This window comes from Cupriavidus sp. 05N40, assembly GCF_056397305.1.
In genome coordinates this window covers 1-20,703 of the sequence record NZ_JBFTND010000128.1, presented here as the reverse complement: position 1 = coordinate 20,703, position 20,703 = coordinate 1, and the positions used below count along the sequence as shown (strand labels likewise).

Genomic DNA, 20,703 nt, shown 5'->3' with positions numbered 1-20,703 from the left:
GAGTAAAACACTTGCAACAGCAGTGCACGCAGCAACTTCTCCGGCGCAATCGAGGCACGTCCGCTGTCGGCATAGATGGTGCTAAACAGCCCGTTGAGATCCTTCAGTGCGTCGTTGACCAGCAGCCGGATTGCTCGCAATGGATGATCGGCGGGGACGAGGTCTTCCAACTTAACCGTCGTGAACAACGTCTCTTGCATCTCATCCATTCCACGCATCGCATCCGCCACCCGAGTTTATGAACACGATATCCATAACGTCTGGCGCCAAATCCCCGTTTACTCGGGGGCTAAATTCAACAGCCTGCTAGAGCGCGCGGCATGAAATCAGTTCTCAACCTCATGCCAGCCGGCGAAGCTGTTGTTCTTATCGTTCTCGTACGTCCATTTCGTCCCGCAGGTCGAGCAAGTGAACGACGTCTTGGTGACAGCCGCCTTTCCGACGGGACTGAATTTCTCACTTCCGGTTTCCACAAGGGCATCGTGCCCTCGTTCCCCTCGCCTATCCGTGACGATAGAACCGCAAGCATTGCACTTCGCCATGGCCGTCTCCCAAGAAAGGAATTGATCCTAGCATGACCAAGGAACGTCACTGTGGCTTGCTTGGTGAGCCGTACCGTTTTGCTAGTCGCGCCGGCGTTTTCCGTTGTCGCTATTGCACACGCGACACGAGCCTCACTGCTGGCACCGTCATGGAACGCACGCACACGCCGCTGTCGGTTTGGTTCTGGGCAGAGTATCTGGTCGCCAGTCAGACGCCTGGCATGTCGGCCGTTCAGTTCCCGCGCGACTCGGCCTGTCGCGCTACGAGACCGCCTTTCAGATACTCCACGAGTTGCCGCCGGCATGGTGCGCCCCGACCAGGATCGGATCAGTGGCAAGCCTGAGGAACACGTCGAGGCCGATGAGGCCTGCGTCGGTGGGCGGACTCGCGGCAAGGACAGGGGCGTGCACGCCATGGTTCTTGTGGCCGGCGCCGTCGAGGTCCGGCAACGCAAGCTTACCGGCAGCCGCAACATACGCACGTGCGCACGGTATGCCAGACGAGTTCGGCTCGCTCTGGTTCCTGACAGAAGTGCCCGGTCGCTGGGCGTAAGGTGGTTGGACTTCGGATCATGCGTGATGCTCATGACTGCATCTCCCCAGACCGAGCGGGTTGAAATAACAACGTGGACGTCAACGTCGAGGGTGACCAGAGCTTGATCTTGCCCAGCGTCTGTCCAGAGCCAGACCATTTGGGCGCGCCGGCATTTGGTGCGGACAATCACCATGGATCCGCCTCGCCCCAGCAGAACGCCCGGAGCCATCAAGGTCCGCATGGCGGCCACCATCAGAACAGCCACCGCGATCAGCACAATACGTACTACCGCAGCGGCAGCAGTTACTACCACGGCGTATACCGCGATCCTTATGTCTACGCCCCACCGCCAGTGACCTATGTACCGAGGCGACGCCGGGAATCAGTCTCTTCTTCCCCCTGCAGTTTCGTTGAGCAGGAGGAGTGGCGGAATGCCGGAAATTTCCTCTCTCATGCGTACGGCACCGGACTGACTCCATATTCCGCCACAACTATGCTTTGGGACGGATGAGGACGTATCTATCGATACAACGTAGCAACAGCGAGTACTTCAGCGAATCCCCCGAATCGGTGTTCAAGATTCCATGGCAAGGCCATCGACAACGCGATCCGCTAGAACGGCTGCCATCCGCTTGGTTCAATCAGCGGAAGGCATGTTTTTGCAGAACCAGGAGCGCATCATGTCACTCGGAATCATACTGTTGATTGTTTTGGCTGTCTTGCTCGTGGGGGCAATGCCCAATTGGTCGTACAGCAACGGCTGGGGCTACGCGCCATCAGGCACACTCGGAGTGCTTCTTGCTGTGCTCATTGTCCTGTTGCTGCTCGGCCGACTCTAAGGCGGCCATTCTGGAGCATGCCGCGCCAAGAGCCGGCCATGCACGACAGGCGCATGGCCGGCTCGCTGAATCAGCGAACTCCAATCTGAGGAGCACGCGTGCAATCAGGCACGCGCGCGGTGGCAACGCGGTTGCCACCGCCATCCCGCGGCCGGATCGCCTCAGCATCCGGCTCGCAACACCAATGAAGAGGTACATTATGAACAAGGACCAAGTGAAGGGCCGGGTCACAGAGGCCGCCGGGAAAGTCAAGGAAACCTTCGGCAAGGTGACCGGTAATAAGCAAACGCAAGCTGCGGGGACCCTGCAGAAGGAGATTGGCAAGACGCAGGCAGCGTATGGCGACGTCAAGGCGGATATCAAGAAGACGGACTAAAGCAATACAGAGAGGACAAGCACCCGAGCGAGCGCACGGCCGGCGGGATGACAAAGGTGACCAGTCGGCCGGCCGCCGTCCCCTCGCCCCGGCTTTTCCCCGTTTCATGCCGGTGCCGGGAGACACCTATGTTGGACATCATGCTGAATCAGTTCCCGCTCATGGAGCTGGAGGCTTTCCGCGAGACCTGTCTGCGCAACGGGGTCGCACCCGATGGATCTACCGTGACAGCGGTTGAAGACGCAGCAGGCGGGCACGAGGGCGCAGCATCTCGGTACGCTTCGGCAGGGACATCCGCCAGTACGATGGAAGCCAGACCGCCCAATGGACTGGCGATTTCGAGGACGACCTCAGATCGCGCGTGTTCGGCTGAGTTACCCTGGGCCCGCGTACGGCAGCGGACCGACTTCCTGTGGTCAGTAGGAAAATATTGGCTTGGCACAGGCAGGCGACCAGGCCTTTGCAGCCGGACGCCCGGGGCCCATGGAACATCCATACCCGGCTCCCCGCGTGGCCGCAGGAGGTAGCAAGAAATGAAACACACACAGACATTCCTCAAACGGACGGCAATCCTGATCGCCGCCCTTGGCATCGTCTCCTGCAGCGGCACGACTCGGCGAGACACCGATACCGTAGCGGGGGGGCGGGCATCGGGGGCGTCGCGGGTGCAGTGCTGACCGGCGGCAGCGCCCTGGGGACTGTCGGCGGAGCCGCCGTCGGCGGCGTCATCGGCAATCAGGTCGGCAAGTAGCGGCGGCAGCGCTGCCAATCCCATGGAGCTATCGTGAACTTCATCACCGGCGCCGGACCGCTTATTTCGCTGATAGCCGGAATCCTGATTCTTGTGATTCCACGGCTGCTCAACTATATCGTCGCCATTTATCTCATTGTCATCGGCCTGCTCGGACTGTTTGGCGCACATCTGCGCTGAGCGGACATGGGATCCTGCTTCCTACCGGATTCCCGCCGGATCATTCCAGCCCCCTGAGCGGCCTCGGCACCTACGGCCTTGGTTTCGTGACCTTCGGTATCTGTGGCTGGCTACTGGGCGCCCTAATCGGCGCCGCACTTCCGCGACTGCGGCCGGCTCGTCAAACTACGCTCTTGTTGCAGGGCGAGCTCATCATGATCGTCGGTTGCAAAGCCTCTAAGCGCCGAGCGCATTGCGCTGGAAATGGCCCGAGGCGTCGTAGACGCTGACAGACCAGAATGCGCCGGCCGGCACGGTGGGGACGTCGAGACGGTAGCTCGTCGTGCCATCGTTGCGCCTGGGCGTGACGATCTGGTAGAAGGCGTCTCTCTCCGGAATGCCGCCTCAGGCGATGGCACTGCCATGAGGCGGCGCACCGGATCGACCTCCCCGCTCCCGCCAAACATTACCATCCCCAAGCCAGCTCAGGATAAACCATCACACTGTGATCTTGGTTTTGGCTTRCATGCGATCTCCGGCGTTGCTGTTTGCGATGGCCCTCCGCAGAACGGAGGGAATGGCCGCATTCGCCACCATGAACGACTGGTTCTTCGGGCTGGAGGTCAATATCTGGCGCCACTGTAGGCGCCCGCCTACAACGTGAACGGCACCGTGCACTTGCGGGCGATGCCTGTTCGGCCCGTGACGCTACGCCTGCAATATGCAGGCCCGCGTGTCCGCCATCGTACCGACTGGATGGCAAATCGGTGCCAGCCTCAATCTGGCGGATACCGTGATGATGGAGAGAAATCCATCCCCACGCCACGTCGGGCGGCCGCTGTTTCCGGCAGGGCTTGCACGCCGTGCCGCACTCGTGTCCGCAGTCACTGATTGAATCGCATCGAGGTAACCAAAGTGAAAACCATCCATCCCGTCAAGTTTGCGGCCGGTGTCGCCTGCATCGCGCTCGCGGCTAGCCTCTACGCTCCGCTGGGCCACGGGGCCACGGGAGGCGCGGAGGCATCGCTGACAAACCCCAACCCCACCCATGAGACGATGAGCGAAAGCGTCAGCGATACCGCCATCACCACCAAGATCAAGGCAAGCCTGCTCGAGCAAAAGAACCTGCACTCGACGAGCGTCCACGTTCGCACCCGCGAGGGCGTGGTGCGCTTGACCGGCAGCGTCCCGTCGACAAAGCAAAAGCAGACCGCAGCCGACGTCGCCAACGCCACCAACGGCGTGAAGTCGGTGGAGAACCACCTCGTCGTCCGCAAGCTGTGAAGCGTCGGCGGAACCCTTACCATTTCTGGAGCAGATCATGAATCTGAATGAACTAGACCGCAACAGTGGCGGCCCGCGTGCCTCCATTGTCGGCGCGAACGACCCGAAAAACTCTGGGCCCGGCCCTTTCGTGATGGCGGCCGACACGCTGGAAGGCAATACCGTCGTCGGTCCGGGTGGTGACAAGCTCGGCACGGTCGATCACATCATGCTGGACGTCGGCGGAGGACGTATTGCCTATGCCGTGGTGTCCTTCGGCGGCTTCCTCGGCCTTGGCGAGAAGCTGTTTGCCGTACCGTGGTCCGCACTGACCCTTGACACCCAGCGCAAGAGCTTTGTGCTTGGTGTTGACAGGGCCATGCTGGAGGCGGCTCCGGGCTTCGACAAAGACCATTGGCCCAGCATGGCGGATCCGCAATGGGGAACCACCATCCACGAGTACTACGGCGCCTCACCTTATTGGAAGGACTACCGGTACGAAAGGGAGGCTCAGCCCTGACTGCACAGCGGTCCTGAGGTTTTCTCCATCATGCTCCGGCGAACTGCGTCAAACCTCCCAGACCGCGTTAGTGCAGTGTTCCATTCTGTTTGGAACTTAAGCGGCGGTTAGCGCGAATGACCTTCTGCAGGATATCGCGAGCGCTCTTGGTCCAGATGAACGGCTTGGGGTTGGTGTTGTGGTGAGCGATGTACTCATTGATGGCGGCGATCAGTTCCGGCACGCTGGTGAATACCCCCCGGCGAAGTCGCTCGGTTGTGATGTCGCGAAAGAACCGCTCGACCATGTTCAGCCATGATGCCGAGGTGGGCGTGAAGTGCATGTTGAATCGCGGATGCTTGGCCAGCCAGTCCTGCACGGCAGGATGCTTGTGCGTGGCGTAGTTGTCGGCGATCAGATGCAGCGTTTTGTCCTTGGGCGTCTCGCGGTCGATCTTGCGCAGGAATTTCAACCACTCGCTATGACGGTGGCGCTGCTGGCACTGGGCGATGACCTGGCCATCGAGCACGTTGAGCGCGGCAAACAGCGTGGTCGTGCCGTTGCGCTTGTAATCGTGCGTCATGGTGGCCGCGCGCCCCTTCTTCAGCGGCAGCCCGGGCTGTGTGCGATCCAGCGCCTGCACCTGGCTCTTCTCATCGCAGCACAGCACCAGCGCGTGCTCGGGTGGCGACATGTACAGGCCAACGATATCTTCAAGCTTCTCGACGAACTTCGGATCGCGCGACACCTTGAAGCCGCGCACGATGTGCGGCTTCAACCCGTGGGCGTGCCAATGCCGCATGACGGTGCTGGCGCTCACGCCCAACTCGGCGGCCATCTTGCGCGTGCTCCAGTGCGTGGCCGCCACGGGCTTGGCTTGAGTGGTCAGCTCCACCAGCCGCGCCGTGTCCACCTTCAATGGCGGCGCACCGCGCGGCAAGTCGCGTTCAATACCGGCCAGCCCCGATTGCGCATACCGCTCACGCCAACGCGAGACCTGCACGCGTCCGATTCCCAACTGCTCGGCGATGTCCTTGTTCTGCATGCCGTTGGCGGCCAGCAGCACAATGCGTGCGCGCTGCGCCAGCCTCACGCTCGTGAGCTTCGACTGAACCAGCCGCGTCAACTTGGTTTGCTCCTCGTCGGTCAACAGGATCTCGGGGGCAACTCGCACTCGCTCTCTCCACGTTTTGTCGCTGTAGAGCAATAGTCTCATATAAGTTCCACCAAGAACAGAACGCTACATTAGCACCGCGTCGCCTTCGACCCGGTGAAACCGCTTTCTTGCTAGGTGAAATCATGCGCACCGTACTGTATTTCCGACTTCGCGACGCCACGACCGCGCGGAGAATCCAGTCGGGGCTTGCCGAGCTTCCCGTCTCTCCCGTGTGCATCAAAGGTCCATGGTTCATCCAGCATGACGGCCAGCCAGTCGAAGGGTTGCGCAATGCCGCCACCCAGACCACGCATCGCGGCGAATGGGAGGCAGCAGGCTTCCTGAGCGGCGTAGCGCTAGCGATCTATGCGACCCTGTCCCTGGGCACCTCGGCCGGTACATTTGCCACTGTGCTGGCCTGCGTAGCGGCCGGTGCACTGGGCGGACTGGCGGGGGCGTGGCCGGGACGAAAGCTCGACGGATCGATCTGGCGCGGCGCGATCGCCCGGCAACGGACCAGCCTTGCACAAGGCGAGATACTGCTCGTCACCAGCTGCGCCAGGCGGACGAAGGAGTCTCTCAAGCTCATGGTCAATGCCCTGGGCGGCGAGAGCGTTGAAGAACGCAATGAGGCCTTGCCGGATTTCCGCTGGAAGTGATGCATCGGCAAGGAGAAAGACCCTTCGCCTGGGTCTTGCTTGCCGCAGGGCCTCTTAGCCTGTACTTTGCCGTGGCGCAGCCTAGGTATGCTGCCCGTGCGGCGCCACGGGACACTGGCATATGACCGCGTCAGTGCATCCTTCGCGCGCTACCCGCCGACCTGATTGCCGACAACCCTCCAACTGCGGCGCCGGCCACGGTGCCTAGCGCGCTGCTGCCGGTCAACACTGCCTCCGCCACGGCACCTCTCCCGGGCTCGCCACAGTATCCGTGTCGCGCCTGGACACGCCGAGCACACTCACCACCGTTGAGCGCAATGGATAAGCTCAGAAAAATGACGCCCATTTGGTTGCCTTTCACTTTGATATCTCGATTTACTGGTTTCCGCCCCGGACGGAGGCCCTGAGTGGAAGCGACGATGCAGACTGCCACTGCCAGCCTGTTTTGAGGTTGCGTCCGCGTGTCGGTCCGGCAACGTAACGGTGTGCAAAGCGAAGCAGCGCGCCGCGCTCCAGGCTTGTTTCGGTGGCCTGTCCAATAGCGTACCGACACCGCGCTTTTGTCGGCGCGATGATGACTGGTCGCGATGATGACGCCCCGCAATGAAACGCCACCGTCCTCCCTTGGCAGCCCCCTTACGGCCGACGTGGTCCGGTGATCCGGCGGGCCACTCATCCACGCGTCGCTGGTCTCTACAGGAGAATGACATGCAAACTTACCGCTGGCTTTGTGTTGCGGCGCTTTCAATTATGCAAATGGGTTGCTTATCGACGCCCGGCGTATACGGCGGCGAGGGCGGGGATGGTGACCATCACCGTGGACCGGACGAGCGGTATGATAGTCGTCCGAACGGCTCCGTCTATCGCCCTGGCGAGCGCCAGCGAGTCAACTCGATGGAACGGGTCAGTGATGACAGGAAGCAGGAATCCGGCATGAAAAATGGATGGATACAATAGGCAATGACAAGCAATCGCGAGCGATGACGCTCCCAATGCCCCTTCTCTGCCTGCAAATGGCTCGCGCGCTCATGCAGTTGCCGGCGGAATGCATAGCAACAGTTCGTGCCGGCCATCCTCGAGCGGCACGCGCACTCCACCGCCCGCCACGGTAACTGGCAGGCCATCGCGGAGCGCGTGTGGCACGCCGGTAGCCGCCTGGACGCGGATAGCGTAGTAGCAGGCGCCCAGCTTGACGGTCGCTTCAAACCCCGGCCACGCGGCCGGCATCGCGGGGGCAACAACCAGCCAGGCCCCTTCCCTCCGGATGCCAAGGATGCCTTCCATGCCCGCGCGATGCATCCATCCCGCTGCGCCGGTGTACCAGGTCCATCCGCCACGCCCGACGTGGGGCGCCACCGAATAGACATCGGCCGCAACCGCATACGGCTCTACCTTGTAGCACTCTACGGCTGCGGCTGTCCGTGCGTGGTTGATCGGGTTGAGCATCGAGAACAGCTCGACGGCTTTTGTACCGGCGCCAAGCCTGGCGAACGCCAGAACCGACCACATCGCTGCATGGCTGTACTGGCCGCCATTCTCGCGCACCCCGGGCGGATAGGCCCGGATGTAGCCAGGGTCCGGCCCCTCCCGGTCGAAGGGTGGCGAAAACAGCAGCGCCAGCCCATCCTGGCGACGCCACAGATACTGCTCCATCGACGCCATCGCGGTTGCCGCGCGCGCGGGATCCCCCGCCCCCGACAGCACGGCCCACGACTGCGCGATGGCATCGATCTGGCACGCCGCGCTCGACTTCGAGCCTAGCCAGCTGCCATCGTCGAAGGTGGCGCGGCGGTACCAGCCGCCGTCCCAGCCGTGCTGCTCCAGCGCTTCGCCCAGCAATACGGCATGCGCGCGCCAGTCCCGGGCACGGCCGGCGTCGCGCGCCTCGGCATACGGCGTGAAGAGCGTGAGCGTACGCGCCAGCAGCCAGCCCAGCCATACGCTCTCGCCCTTGCCGGCGGCCCCGACGCCGTTCATGCCATCGTTCCAGTCGCCACCGCCCATCAGCGGAAGCCCGTGTTCTCCGGTAAGCGCCAGGCAGCGGTCGATGCCCCGGGCGCAATGCTCGAACAGCGATGCCGATACTGCCCCGGTCAACGGCTGGAAGAAGGCATCGTGCTCACCGGCCTGCAATACCGGGCCGTCGAGGAAGGGCACGGACTCGTCGAGCACGGCCGCATCCCCCGAGGCGGCGATGTAGGTGGCCACCGCGAAGGCAAGCCAGACGCAGTCGTCGGAGATGCGGGTGCGCACGCCCTGCCCGCTGTGCGGCAGCCACCAGTGCTGGACATCGCCTTCGGCGAACTGCCGAGCGGCGGCACGCAACAGATGGTGCCGTGTCGTGGCCGGGCTGGCGAAGGTGAGCGCCATGGTGTCCTGCAACTGATCGCGAAAGCCGTAGGCGCCGCTGGCCTGGTAGAACGCCGAGCGCGCCCAGATACGGCAGGCAAGCGTCTGGTACAGCAGCCGGCCGTTGAGCATGATGTCCATGGCGCGGTCCGGCGTGCGGACCTGCACCGCACGGAGCAGGCCGTTCCAATGCCCGGTCACGGCATCGAGCACGGCGTCGAGATCGGCTGCGCGATAGCGGGCGACCAAGGCGCTCGCCTCGTCCTGCGAGCCGCACTGCCCCAGCAGCGCGACGATTTCTACGGTTTCGCCGGCGGCAAGCTCCACGAAGCACTGCAAGGCCGCGCAGGGATCGCGCCCCGCACCGATGGCGCCCGACAGCGGTGCAGGGCCGAGCAGCGCCGCCGGCGCGGCAGGCGCGCCGTTGCGTCCGAGGAATTCGGTACGGTCAGCGGTCCAGGCCACCTGCCTGCCGCCGAGATCGGCGAAGGCGACCCGTCCCGGGAACGCGGTGCTCCAGGGATTGCGTGCCAGCATGGCACCAGTGGCGCCGTCGATCGCAGTGGCGATGAACGGAGCCGAAGCGCTACGGAAGGTGCCAAGCACCCACTCTGCGAACGCCGTCACCGAAAGGCGGCGGCGGCCAGCCGACAGGTTGCGCAACGTCAGGCGGGAGATCTTGACCGGATCCTCCAGCGGCACGTACTGAAGCAATTGCGCCGAGATGCCGTTGGCCTCGTGCGCAAAACGGCTATAGCCATAGCCATGGCGCGCCGTATAGGCATTGCCGTCGCGGATGGGCTGTGCCGTGGGCGTCCACAGATCGAGCGTCTCTTCGTCTCGGATGTAGATTGCTTCGCTGGCCGGGTCCAGCACCGGATCGTTGGACCAAGGCGTGAGCTGGTTCTCCCGGCTGTTCTCCGCCCAGGTGTAGCCGCTGCCTTGCGCAGAGACCTGAAAGCCGAACGACGGATTGGCGATCACATTGAGCCACGGCGCAGGCGTCGCGACCTCCCCGGTGAGCTCGATCACATACTCGTGCCCATCCTTGTCGAAGCCGCCCAGTCCGTTGAAGAACTCCAGCGGGGCTGTGACCCGCGCTTGCGTGGGGGGTACCGGCGAGACGGAGACAGGCGGGAAGGCCAGGCGCGAAAGCCACTTGCGACGATCGGGGGCCGCACGGGCAGGCGCCTCGGGCAGACGGGCAAGCTGCTCGGCAACGGAGCCGCGGCGCGCGACCAGCGCGACACGGGCAACTGACTGGAGCAACTCGCGCGCCTCGATCCGCATCATGTCCGCGCGCAACGCGTATACCGCCCCACGGCCAAGCCCGTCACCCAGGCGGGGACGCGACTGGCTGCTGCGCACCGCCGTGTCTATCGCGACCTGCAGGTCCTGGGTGTAGGAGGAAGCGCGTTCGTTGACGATGACGAGATCAACACCAAGGCGCTTGAGCCGCCAGTATTCGTGCGCACGCAGCAGCTGGCGCACTTGCGCCATGTCTTCGATATCGTCGATGCGCAACAGCACGATGGGCAGGTCGCCGGAGATCGCGTGCGGCCAGAGCCCCGACTGCGGCCCCGCGCCAGCGAGGATGGCCTCCGCCGGGCTCCGGAAGCGGACATCGGAATACAGGATCGGCGCCGCCAGGCGCTGGAAGTCCGCCGCCTCGCCAGCCTTTGCGTCGAGATAGCGCAGCTGGACCTGGGCCTGGGTCCACGCCAGGGTCTTGGCACGCTCGAACGCGCTGCGGTCGTGGTGCTTGTCGATGAGGACCATCAGTTCGGCACGCGAGGGCGCCACCAGCGTCCAGAAGGCAACCCGGGCAACGCCGCCCGGCGCTACCCTCACGCGCTGCCGGAGAGAAAAGACAGCATCGAGGACCACGCCGGTGGTATTCGACAGCGGCTGCCCGCGTCCCATGCCGCCAGGTGCCCGGGCCGCCGGGCCAGTCCCGAGAAAACGCGCGCGGTCGGTTTCATGCTGGAGATCCGCGATCACGTCGCCTTCGGCCACCGTGAAATGCGCGGCCCATATGCGCGGCTCCCCGTCGGAGCGCGGGCGGCGCGTGGCAATAAGCGCGCCGAACTCCGGCAGGTACTCGGTCTCTACAAACAGTTTGGAGAAGGCGGGATGCGCATCGTCGGCGGACGGCATGGCCAGGACCAGTTCCGCATAGGAGGTCAGTTCGATCTCACGTGGGCGGCGGCCGCTGTTGGCCAGCGATACGCGCCGCACTTCGCCGTCGTCCTCCCCGGAGACCAGCACATCGAGGGTCGTGGCCAGGCTATCGTCGCGGCGGATGAACTCGGCGTGATCCTCGGCGAAGACGACCTCGCAGCCTGCGTCTTCTTCGTCGGCCTTGCGTTCTCCAGGCTGCGGGCTGGCAGACCATACCTTGGCGCTTTGCGTATCACGCAGGAAGATGAAAGAGCCGGCATCGTCGCGCGTTGCATCCTCCCGCCACCGTGTCACGGCAAGATCGCGCCAGCGGCTGTAGCCTGCGCCGGTGGTCGTCAACATTACGGCGTAGCGGCCATTCGAGAGCAGATGCGTGACGACGGCGCCGGTGGTGGCGCCCGGGTACCTGCGCACCGTCGAATCCTCGTGGCCCGCCTCGCCCCTGGACGCCTTCACCTCCTCGGCCCGCGGATGGGAAATGGCAACGTTGCGCGGCATGCGCTCCTGCAGCAGGAGTTCCGTGGCCTGAATCATCGGTTCGCGGTGGAAGCGCTCGCGCATCTGCCCCGCATGCAGCGTGTTGGCGATCGCGACGATGGTCATGCCCTGATGATGCGCCATGTAACTGCGGATGATCGCGAACTCCTCGTCCTCCGGCAAGCGGGAGCGCGTGAAATCGACCGCTTCATAGAAGCCGTATCGCCCTTTCGCCCCCATGCCGGCTAACCGCACGTAGTTACGCTGGGCCGCTTGCGGATCGACCATGGCCGCTAGCGCGGTCGCGTAAGGTGCAATCACGACGTTGTCCGACAGACCGCGTTTGAGCCCGAGTCCTGGTACACCGAAGTTGGAGTACTGGTAGGTGAACTCCATGTCGCGCGCGTTGTAGGCCGACTCGGACACCCCCCACGGCACGCCCAGCAAGCGGCCGTAGACCTGCTGGCGCTCCACCACCAGCCGGTTGGTCTGCTCCAGCAGGCTGCCGCCCGGCGCGCGCATCACCAGAGACGGCATCAAATACTCGAACATGGACCCAGACCAGGAGATCAGCGCCGAACCGTTGCCCAGCGGCGTGGCCGTGCGGCCCAGGTGGAACCAGTGGCGCGTGTCCACGTCGCCCTTCGCGATGGCGAACAGGCTGGCCAGCCGCGCCTCCGATGCCAACAGGTCATAGCAGCTCACGTCGAGGCGGTTGTCCTCCTGCGAATAGCCAATCGACAACAGTTTGCGCTCGCGGTCGAACAGGAACCCGAAGTCCATCGCCAGCGCCATTTCGCGCGCCTCGGCTGCAAGTGCCTGCAGCCGCGCTGCGAGCTCGCCCGGCGCCGCGGCGCTATGAAGCCGGTCCTGCTCGTGCTCAGCCATGGTCTTGCGTAACGCTTCGACCCAGAACGCAAGGTCCGCGAGGCTGTCATCGCCCGCCGCCGGCAAGATCGCGCGGGCCGTCATGGTGGCTTTTTCCGTCAGCCGCCTGAGCGTGGGCGACAGCGTGCCCATGGGCTCCGTGCCGGCGAGCCGGGTTTCGATGTCCTCGATCAGCCCGCCCAGGACGCCACCCCGCTCCCCGCACGGCGTGGCAAGGCTGGCAAGGGCTTCGCGCGCGAGCCTGATCGTGTCCATCATGCCGGGCCGGAAGTCCGGCACCGCCGCGGAATCGGTCCATTCCTCGCAGGCATTGGCCAGCACGATCAGGTGGCCGGCCAGGTTGCCGCTGTCCACCGACGAGACATAAGCGGGCGTCAGCGCGCGCAGGTCCTGCGTGTCATACCAGTTATAGAAATGCCCGTGTAAGCGCGGCAGCTTGCGCATGGCGGCGAAGGCGGCTTCCAGGCGCTCGACCGTCGCCACGGTGGCGCTCCAGCCAAAGTCACGCGCGGCAACGGCGGAGAGCAGATAGAGGCCGATATTGGTAGGCGACGTCCGGTGCGCCACCACGGGCCGCGGCCGTTCCTGGAAATTGTCGGGCGGCAGCATATTGTCCGCCGGTGTGACGAAGGTCTCGAAATATCGCCAGGTGCGGCGCGCCGTCAGGCGCAGGTCGCGCGTGTCCGGCCCCGACGCCAGCAGGTGCCGGGCCACCGTCGGGGAGCGGCTGACGCCTAGGGCCAGCGCCGGTGCTGTCAGCCAGAGCAGCCCCAACGGCAGCAAAAGCGGCCAGGAAGGCCGCGCAAAGGCTAAGGCGCCCGCCATCATGGCTAGCGTCAGGGCGACCCCGCCTCCCATTTTTAGATAGAAACCGGTAAGATCCAGCCGTGGACTGCTCATCGACTGCGCGGCTGTGGTCCACTCCAGCAAATGGCGCCGCGTGAAGCGCAGGCGTACCAGGGTTCTTAAGATGGCATCGCCCATCCGCCAAGCCTGGTCGGGCAGGAACGCAAGTGTGAGCAGCACCTGCGTGGCCGCGGCGTGCAGATCCGCCGTCAGCATCCGCAGGTGGTTGCGCATCTGGATGCCCGCGCGATGCGGGACCAGCGAAAACAAGCCAGGAAAGAACGCGGGAAACGCGATGGCGGCGAGCAGCATCCCCGTGGCCCACAGTCCGGTTGCCAGTGGCAGCAGCCAGCACACGCCCAAAGCCAGCAGCAGGACGGGCGTCAGCAAGGCGCGACGTAGGTTATCCAGCATCTTCCAGCGGCCCAGCATCGGCACCGCCTCACTGCCGGCGCGGCCCTTGAAGATCCAGCCGAGAAGCTGCCAGTCACCGCGCGTCCAGCGGTGCTGGCGTTTGGCGGCAACATCATAGCGCGACGGGAAATCCTCGACGACTTCGACATCCGAGGCCAGGCCGGCGCGAGCGAACACGCCCTCGAAGAGATCATGGCTGAGCACCGCGTTTTCCGGAATGCGGCCGTGCAACGCGCGCTCGAAAGCATCTACGTCATAGATGCCCTTGCCGGTATAGGAACCTTCGCCGAACAGGTCCTGGTAGACATCGGACGCGGCGGCCGCATAAGGATCGATACCACCGGGCGCGGAGAATATCCGCTGAAAGACGGACCCCTCGCTGCCCACCGGCAGCGAGGGCGTCACGCGCGGCTGTAGCACGGCATAGCCGCCCACGATGCGTTGCAGCCGCTCGTCGAAGCGGGGCCGGTTCAGCGGGTGGGCCATCTTGCCGATCAGCCGCAGTGCCGCATCGCGCGGCAGGCGTGTGTCGGCGTCAAGCGTGATGACGTATCGCACCCCGGCGGGTACCTGCGGCGGCTCACCGTTGGCACCGACATAGCTCGTGTCGGTGGCGCCGCGCAGCAGCCGGTTGAGTTCATGCAATTTGCCGCGCTTGCGCTCCCAGCCCATCCATGTCTGCTCGCTGGCGTTGAAGATGCGGCGGCGGTGCAGCAGCAGGAAGCGATTGCCCGCAGGACCCGGCCCGTGGCGGCGATTCAGTTCCTCGATCGCATCCGCGGCCATGGCCAGCAGCGCCGAATCGGCCGACGCCGCTTCCTGGTCCGCATCGGCGCCGTCGGTCAGCAGGGCGAAGGTCAGGTCACCGCCGGCACCGGCAAGGTGGTGCACCTCCAGGCGCTCGATCTGCTCCCGCAAGCTGGCTTCGCTGACCAGCAGCGTCGGCACAGCGACCAGCGTGCGCAACGATGACGGCACGCCATCCAAAAGCTCAAGACCGGGCAGGATGGACGCGCCAAAGCTCCAGACCATCACGCGGTTGACCAGCGTGGTCRCCACCTCGCTGGCCGGCACAACGCAGATGACGCCGATCAGCGCCAGCCAGCCAGCCGCGAGCCCGGGATCCGGCACTGAGGCCAGCACCCAGAGGAAGGCGGCAAGCACACCGACGGTGGCAAGTAGGATCGCGCCCACATAGCCGCCAATGCCGAGAGCGACATTGATGCGGCTGAAGCGAAGGCGAGGCGGCGGGCGAAAGCCGATAGTCCGCTCGAGGGCGAGCCGCCCCTCTGCAATGAGGTGATAGCCGGGATCGCCGGTGCGCTCGGCCTGCGCTGCGCTGGTGGTACCCGCCACCGCAGCGTGCGCGGCCGACAGGGCGATGTCCGCAATAGCGAGCTCCGATACCGGCGAGCCCCGTGCCAATTGCTCGATAGCGCTGCGGTAGAGATTGCGCGTGGCAAAGTCCATTGCCGCAAAAGCGCTCCCCGCACGTAGCCGCTGGTCAACCAGGCTCACGCTCTCGAACAGCTCCGCCCAGTCGATATCGGAAATCAAGCGCATGCTGGTAATGACGTTGCGCACGGTCACGTTGGCCGCGCCTTGGCGCTGCTGCGCGCGCCGCACGACGCCGTCGATCGACGCGCCCTGCCGGCCAAGCCGCTGCTCCAGCCACCCGAGCGTGGGCGTGGTTCTCGGATCCTGGTCCCTGAGCCGCTTCGCCAGCTGCGCGGCGAACAGCTCCGAGAGGGGCGATGCCGAGCGCGAGGCGATATCGATATCGAGTGCCGAACCGGCGCAACCTGACACGAGCAGCTGCTTCGATAGTTGGTCAGCATCGGCGYGTGCGACGCGACCAGCGGTGATCTGCTCCGCCAGTCGACGCAGATTCTCCACCAGGACAATGCGCAGGGTGATGGCGACCGCCCACAGCTCGCCGATGGTCAGGGGCTGGACACGTTGATAGGCGGCAATGAATCGGCGCAGTGTGTCCGGGTCAATATGGCTGTCGGTATGCGCCACGAAGGCCCATGCCAGCCCGAATATCCTGGGATACCCGGCAAACGGCCCTTCGCTCAGCTTTGGCAGCTGGCGATAATATCCGGTGGGCAGGTCGTCACGGATCTCGCGGATCTGCGCTTCCACCAGATGGTAGTTGTCGAGCAGCCATTCGGCCGCGGGCTCCACGCCCCTGCCGCTCTCCAGTTCCGCCGCGCTGGCACGATAGGCTGCGAGCAGGACCACGGCATTGTCATTGAGACGGCTGCGCAAGGACGGCACCCGCGGCGGCTTCGGCGTGACCGGCTGCGCCGAGGCGAGGCTTTGCGCATGCTGCTCCAGCCGTTCGGTGCCGAACAACTCCTCGCGCACCGGTGCCGTGTTGTTCCATGGTGATGCGGTTGAAGGGAAATCGAACGTACGGAGCAGAGCTGAATACATGAACGCCTTTGAGATATTGGCTGCGGCACCGCTACGGTTGCTTGCGCTGTTCTTCCTTCGCGTCTCCGTAGGAAGCCTGTACCTCGCCGACAAGCTGTTCGACCTTGCCTCTGAGTTGGGTTGTCTTGCGTCCGGTGGTCTTTCCAAACATTTCCCTCAGTCTTCCCTTCGCCTTCTCGAGGCGGCCCTTCACCTGGCTTATATTCATGACACCGCTCCTTGATGATGGCGGCCGGCCGGCCAATCGCGCGCCGGGCGTCACGCGCGGCACAACTCTGGCTCGCGCGCCCAAGTCTGGCCACGGCCGCCTAGAAGCGGTCCATCAGCACCAGCACTAGCACCACGATCAGCAATGCACCCAGCACGCCACTGGGCATGTAGCCCCAGGAGCGACTGTGCGGCCACGTCGGCATGGCGCCGAGCAGGACAAGCACGAGCACGACCAGCAATACGGCGGTTCCTAGCATGGAACACCCCTTCCCCGACTCCGCGTTGGCCAGGTCGCCGTTGCTCTCCGCCAAGGGGCCTGAATCATCGAGCCCGACGCGTAGTCGGCCGCGTTACCTGAATGGATCTGACCCCCTTGCGATCAATGTGCCATCGAGAATGGGGATTGTCGGTACGCTGACGGACACTACTGCCGGCGGACACCCAGCAACGGCGCGGGACCAAGTGCCGCCGAAAACCGTGTCGCCATCACCCCACCCTCCTGACAACGCGCTGGACTATATTTTTTAGCGGTGGCACGGTTGTTCGCGCGACGAAGATCCGCGCGCATTGCCGCCAATATGCCGGATCTTTCATTTGGCCGGCGCCGGAGGCGCGACATGAGTATCTTGGATGAGCCGAAAACTAACCATCTGCGAGCAGTACTGCCTGAAGAGACTGGTTGCGCCTTGAACGGCACCTCGATTTCACTGAACTGCCCCTGCGGCACGTGGTCTACGAGTCCGGCGATCAGCTGGGGGCGGCGTACTTTCCCACCAGCGCGATCGTATCGCTGCTCTATGTGATGGAAGACGGATCATCGGCCGAGATCGCCATTGTCGGCAACGAAGGGATCGTCGGCATTGCGCTGTTCATGGGCGGCGAAACCACGCCGAGCCGCGCCATCGTGCAAAGCGCCGGCTACGGATACAAGCTCAATGCCAAGCTCTGAAACAGGAATTCGCGCGCGGCGGCCCGGAGCGGCGCCTGCCGCTGCGATACATCCAGGCCCTGATTACCCAGATGGCTGCCGACCAAAGAACTGACGATGACGCAGGAGTGGATCTCCAACATGCTAGGCGCGCGGCGCTCCGGCGTCACCGACGCGGCGCTGAAACTCCAGAACGCGGGCCTGATCCGCTACAGCTATGGCCATATCTCGGTGCTCGACCAGCCGGCGCTAGAAAAGCACGCGTGCGAATGCTACGCCGTGGTGAAGAAGGAGTTCGACCCCGAACTTGCCGGCCGTCTGAGAAAGCCGCGCCGTCCCTAGAACCGCGGCTTCGAGGTATCCCCCGCGCCCTTCGCATTGGCATAGTCAAGCACGGCCTCGCTCGTGGGCGCCAGCGAACAGACYCGAAGAGGCTGGAAGCTTCAAACGTGCCGCGACGCGTAGCGTCATCGGGTTCACCTGAGATGGGGCAGCAGGTCCCCATGTTCTTCGACGCCGACGCCCCCCGATCCGCACAGCACCGATCGCACCTTTCCCTTCTCCGCAGTCTTGCAGCCGACGACCATCAGGATCTCGCCCTCGGACAAAACGGCTGCGTGCCGTGCCAGATGTGGCCGCACAACCCGGCTTCCGGCCAGTCCCCCGAGGCACCAGCCGGCTATCCCGCCGATGACAAAGCCAACACAATACGCGGCGATGCCGACCAGCAGTGTGGCCCGGTCACTGTAGTATCCGGCGATTACCGCACCCAGCAGCGCGCAAATCGCATACCCTGCGGTCGCCCCTTCACGCCGGAAGGTGATATGTGTGGCATCGACAGCGGGAAATCCCTTCACCGGCCTGAACGCCTCGCCGAAGAACCACGGACCCGAGACATGGGCGGGTGGCTGCCCAAGCGGAAGCAGGCGGTCCCACCCGGCTTTGGCCGAAACGGCATCCTCGAAGCGAAAGTACAGAAGGGAACGCATGGCGGCACCTCGACGTCTCGAGCATACCGGCTACAGGCCTCGGCCCATCCGCTGCGTTATCGCAGCCGGTGTTGTCGATCGATAGGCCATGTATGCGCGGGCACCGGCGACGCGTCTGTCCGGTGCCGGACATGACCAATGCCTGGAACCCCTTATCGAGGGGGGGACAATGCCCGGACATAGTCCGGGCTATCTCGATCCCATGGCGGCCGGCACTCGGCCCGGCTGCATCGGCGGCGGCACCGCCAGCCACCGTGAATCGATTCATACCGCGGGGGCGCATGTCCGCCATCGTACCGACACGCAGGCGCTACCGTGCCAACCTTCATCTATGGGCGGGCCTGGTGCCCCCCCGTGCTGGCAGGCCGATGAGAGCCTCGCCTCGGCAAGGAATTGCGCGAGAGAACCATGCTAGGTGTTCTGGTGGTCGTCGTATTGGCGATGACTTTGGTGGCAGTCGTGTCAGTCTGGCACCATAGCCGTGTATGGGGCTATATGCCGGCAGCGTGCTGGGGACATTGCTACTCGTGGTGTTGATACTTGCCTTCTTCGGCAGGATCTGAAGGCGGGCAGTGTCCCTCTACGGAGGAGGCACCGCCGGCGACGCCCATGCCGTGCGCACGGGCAGGGAGTATTCCATGCAATCCGGGATATCTGGTATAGCGGTGGTAACCTATCGCACTGCGCCATCCAGTTGGTTCTTCGCCGAGGTCGATGGGACATGGATCTACCGTTTCGGCCCATTTAGCAGCGCGAAGGCCCTCGATGACGTCCTTACGGTGATCTACGCAACGCCGCCGCAGCGGGCCGCGATCGCGCCGGTGGGCGAGTGCGACGATGCTGTCGTGCTGCTTGCCGCCGCCGCGCTCGCAGCGCCATCGCCGCCCGGACGGAGGATGCCAGCATCGGCGGGCACGGTGACTGGGTGGCGCACCTTGCTGCACAGACTGCATTTTCGCGGCGCGCCGGAGATCGTCATCCACTGACAGTGGTGGTATATGCCCGGGCCATCGGCTTGACCGCGCCCCGGCGGCAATCTCCTCCCTGCCCTGCCGCCGTCGCGCGCCGCCGAGGCATCTGCGATCCCCCGGCGCGCTCATCCCACCCAAAAGAGATCACTCATGGCATTCGTCTTCCCCCTCTTCCTCCCCAAGACACCCCTCGCACTGCCAACTGCTATCGCTGCAGCGCTGCTGGAGCTACCCACCCCGGCCAGAGAGGTGCCAGCCGCCGCACACCGGGTGCACTGGACGCGTCCCGACCGGATGGAAACGCATATCCGAGAGCTGCATATGCAGCTCCGCATCACAATGTCGCAGCAGGATCACTGGCAGAAGATCGCGCAGGTGATGCGCGGCAACGCCGGCACGATGGCGTCGCTGCACCAGCAGCGCAGCACCGCCGCCAGGGATATGACGGCCCCCGGCGATCTCAACGCCTGCCGCACGATCGCCGAGGTGCATGCCGAAGGCATCCGCAAGCTCGCATCCGTGTTCCAGGCGCTCTACGACAGCATGTCGAAGGTGCAAAAGCAGAACGCCGATATGGTCTTCCTCAGCCGGCAGATACGGCCCGCATCCAGGCAAGGCTGACCCTGGCATGCCGCGAGCCAGCGTTGTCGATTCGCGCGTCCGGCACCGGACAGACGTTGTCGCGCCTGCGCCCTATTCCTGCGAGTGCCGTCCTTGAGGCGAGCATGCGGGGCCTGCGCGCACCGCAATCGGTCCCCCGCGTCCCATTTCTCCCGGCAGCACGAAACGGACTATCTGGCCTACAACGGCTATGCCGACCACTGGAGCGGCGCAGGCGTCCGGGACGGACTCCTCTGTCTCCAGGCGAAGTGGCAGCCGGCTACAGCGGACCGGGGCAGAGCCAGCGCGAGGGGGACGGCACGCATCTGCGCAGCGCGCAAGCCATTGCGCACTATGCCATTCATGCCTGGACGGTGACATCGGCCACATGGAAGGCTTGCTCACGGTCTCGCTCGACCTGTCCCGCGAAGTCCTAAAGGCCGCGCCGCGCTACGATGACGAAGCACCCTGGACCAGCGGCAGGAAGCCGGCATTCATCAGCACTAGTACAACATCCCGTAAATAGATTTAATAATTATCAGGCTGTAGGTACGGCTCCAGGAGCGTGACGACCACCTGGGCCATCTCCACCTGGGCCATCTCGTCGAGCGAGCCTGCGCCTGGCAACGGCT

The 20,703-nt window shown here is 64.4% G+C and carries 17 protein-coding genes and 3 pseudogenes; 13 read left to right on the top strand and 7 right to left on the bottom strand.

Translation table 11 applies throughout. The features are described 5' to 3' along the window. On the bottom strand, positions 1–209 hold a 209-nt coding region (locus AC1DO7_RS26245), incomplete at its 3' end, for a transposase (RefSeq protein WP_477116727.1). 380 nt (positions 210–589) lie between these two features. Between AC1DO7_RS26245 and AC1DO7_RS26240 the strand changes: the two are divergent. The 5 genes and pseudogenes from AC1DO7_RS26240 to AC1DO7_RS26220 all read left to right on the top strand — a co-directional run. Next, positions 590–1,091: pseudogene (locus tag AC1DO7_RS26240) on the top strand (IS1595 family transposase); the annotation flags it as partial. A gap of 570 nt (positions 1,092–1,661) precedes the next feature. Next, complete coding sequence (locus AC1DO7_RS26235) at positions 1,662–1,916, top strand: DUF3309 family protein (RefSeq protein WP_441623785.1); 255 nt, start codon at positions 1,662–1,664, stop codon at positions 1,914–1,916. A gap of 199 nt (positions 1,917–2,115) precedes the next feature. Then, entirely contained in the window at positions 2,116–2,292 is a 177-nt protein-coding gene (locus AC1DO7_RS26230; RefSeq protein ID WP_441623783.1) for a CsbD family protein, read from the top strand. Between the two features lie 533 nt (positions 2,293–2,825). Next, a pseudogene (locus AC1DO7_RS26225) lies at positions 2,826–3,043 on the top strand (glycine zipper 2TM domain-containing protein). A 33-nt stretch (positions 3,044–3,076) separates the two neighbouring features. Then, positions 3,077–3,223, top strand: coding sequence for a DUF3096 domain-containing protein (locus AC1DO7_RS26220; RefSeq protein ID WP_441623781.1), 147 nt, complete (start codon positions 3,077–3,079; stop codon positions 3,221–3,223). A 216-nt stretch (positions 3,224–3,439) separates the two neighbouring features. On the opposite strand, the gene AC1DO7_RS26215 is transcribed toward AC1DO7_RS26220, so the two are convergent. Further along, positions 3,440–3,517, bottom strand: coding sequence for a hypothetical protein (locus tag AC1DO7_RS26215; RefSeq protein WP_441623797.1), 78 nt, complete (start codon positions 3,515–3,517; stop codon positions 3,440–3,442). Between the two features lie 576 nt (positions 3,518–4,093). Between AC1DO7_RS26215 and AC1DO7_RS26210 the strand changes: the two genes are divergently transcribed. Further along, positions 4,094–4,486 carry a BON domain-containing protein gene (locus tag AC1DO7_RS26210; protein WP_441623779.1) on the top strand — a complete coding sequence of 131 codons (393 nt, stop codon included), beginning with the start codon at positions 4,094–4,096 and terminating at the stop codon, positions 4,484–4,486. Positions 4,487–4,523: 37 nt separating this feature from the next. Next, the gene (locus AC1DO7_RS26205; RefSeq protein WP_441623777.1) at positions 4,524–4,985 is read left to right on the top strand and encodes a PRC-barrel domain-containing protein; all 462 of its coding nucleotides are present in this window, start codon (positions 4,524–4,526) and stop codon (positions 4,983–4,985) included. Between the two features lie 67 nt (positions 4,986–5,052). Here AC1DO7_RS26205 and AC1DO7_RS26200 read toward each other — a convergent pair whose 3' ends face one another. After that, positions 5,053–6,138 carry an IS630 family transposase gene (locus tag AC1DO7_RS26200; protein ID WP_441623776.1) on the bottom strand — a complete coding sequence of 362 codons (1,086 nt, stop codon included), beginning with the start codon at positions 6,136–6,138 and terminating at the stop codon, positions 5,053–5,055. Between the two features lie 125 nt (positions 6,139–6,263). Between AC1DO7_RS26200 and AC1DO7_RS26195 the strand changes: the two genes are divergently transcribed. Then, positions 6,264–6,779, top strand: a complete 516-nt coding sequence (locus tag AC1DO7_RS26195; RefSeq protein ID WP_441623774.1) for a hypothetical protein — start codon at positions 6,264–6,266, stop codon at positions 6,777–6,779. A 708-nt stretch (positions 6,780–7,487) separates the two neighbouring features. Next, on the top strand, positions 7,488–7,736 hold the full coding sequence (locus AC1DO7_RS26190; RefSeq protein ID WP_441623773.1) for a hypothetical protein: 249 nt from the start codon (positions 7,488–7,490) through the stop codon (positions 7,734–7,736). 69 nt (positions 7,737–7,805) lie between these two features. Here the strand turns inward: AC1DO7_RS26190 and AC1DO7_RS26185 are convergent, their stop codons facing one another. The 3 genes from AC1DO7_RS26185 to AC1DO7_RS26175 all read right to left on the bottom strand — a co-directional run bounded on the left by AC1DO7_RS26185 (position 7,806) and on the right by AC1DO7_RS26175 (position 16,840). Then, positions 7,806–16,373 carry a glycoside hydrolase family 94 protein gene (locus AC1DO7_RS26185; protein WP_477116726.1) on the bottom strand — a complete coding sequence of 2,856 codons (8,568 nt, stop codon included), beginning with the start codon at positions 16,371–16,373 and terminating at the stop codon, positions 7,806–7,808. Between the two features lie 31 nt (positions 16,374–16,404). Next, on the bottom strand, positions 16,405–16,524 hold the full coding sequence (locus tag AC1DO7_RS26180) for a CsbD family protein (protein WP_441623795.1): 120 nt from the start codon (positions 16,522–16,524) through the stop codon (positions 16,405–16,407). 157 nt (positions 16,525–16,681) lie between these two features. Further along, complete coding sequence (locus AC1DO7_RS26175; protein ID WP_441623769.1) at positions 16,682–16,840, bottom strand: DUF3309 family protein; 159 nt, start codon at positions 16,838–16,840, stop codon at positions 16,682–16,684. A gap of 360 nt (positions 16,841–17,200) precedes the next feature. On the opposite strand from AC1DO7_RS26175, the pseudogene AC1DO7_RS26170 reads away from it, so the two are divergent. Further along, positions 17,201–17,853, top strand: a pseudogene (locus AC1DO7_RS26170) (Crp/Fnr family transcriptional regulator). Between the two features lie 134 nt (positions 17,854–17,987). On the opposite strand, the gene AC1DO7_RS26165 reads toward AC1DO7_RS26170, so the two are convergent. After that, entirely contained in the window at positions 17,988–18,500 is a 513-nt protein-coding gene (locus AC1DO7_RS26165; protein ID WP_441623767.1) for a hypothetical protein, read from the bottom strand. A gap of 408 nt (positions 18,501–18,908) precedes the next feature. On the opposite strand from AC1DO7_RS26165, the gene AC1DO7_RS26160 reads away from it, so the two are divergent. The 3 genes from AC1DO7_RS26160 (at position 18,909) to AC1DO7_RS26150 (ending at position 20,092) form a co-directional block, all read left to right on the top strand. Beyond that, positions 18,909–19,037 (top strand): DUF3309 family protein, encoded by a 129-nt coding sequence (locus AC1DO7_RS26160; RefSeq protein ID WP_441623765.1) that lies wholly within the window; start codon positions 18,909–18,911, stop codon positions 19,035–19,037. Positions 19,038–19,138: 101 nt separating this feature from the next. Continuing rightward, the gene (locus tag AC1DO7_RS26155) at positions 19,139–19,486 is read left to right on the top strand and encodes a hypothetical protein (protein WP_441623763.1); all 348 of its coding nucleotides are present in this window, start codon (positions 19,139–19,141) and stop codon (positions 19,484–19,486) included. A 135-nt stretch (positions 19,487–19,621) separates the two neighbouring features. Continuing rightward, complete coding sequence (locus AC1DO7_RS26150) at positions 19,622–20,092, top strand: Spy/CpxP family protein refolding chaperone (protein WP_441623761.1); 471 nt, start codon at positions 19,622–19,624, stop codon at positions 20,090–20,092. Positions 20,093–20,703: the final 611 nt, after the last annotated feature.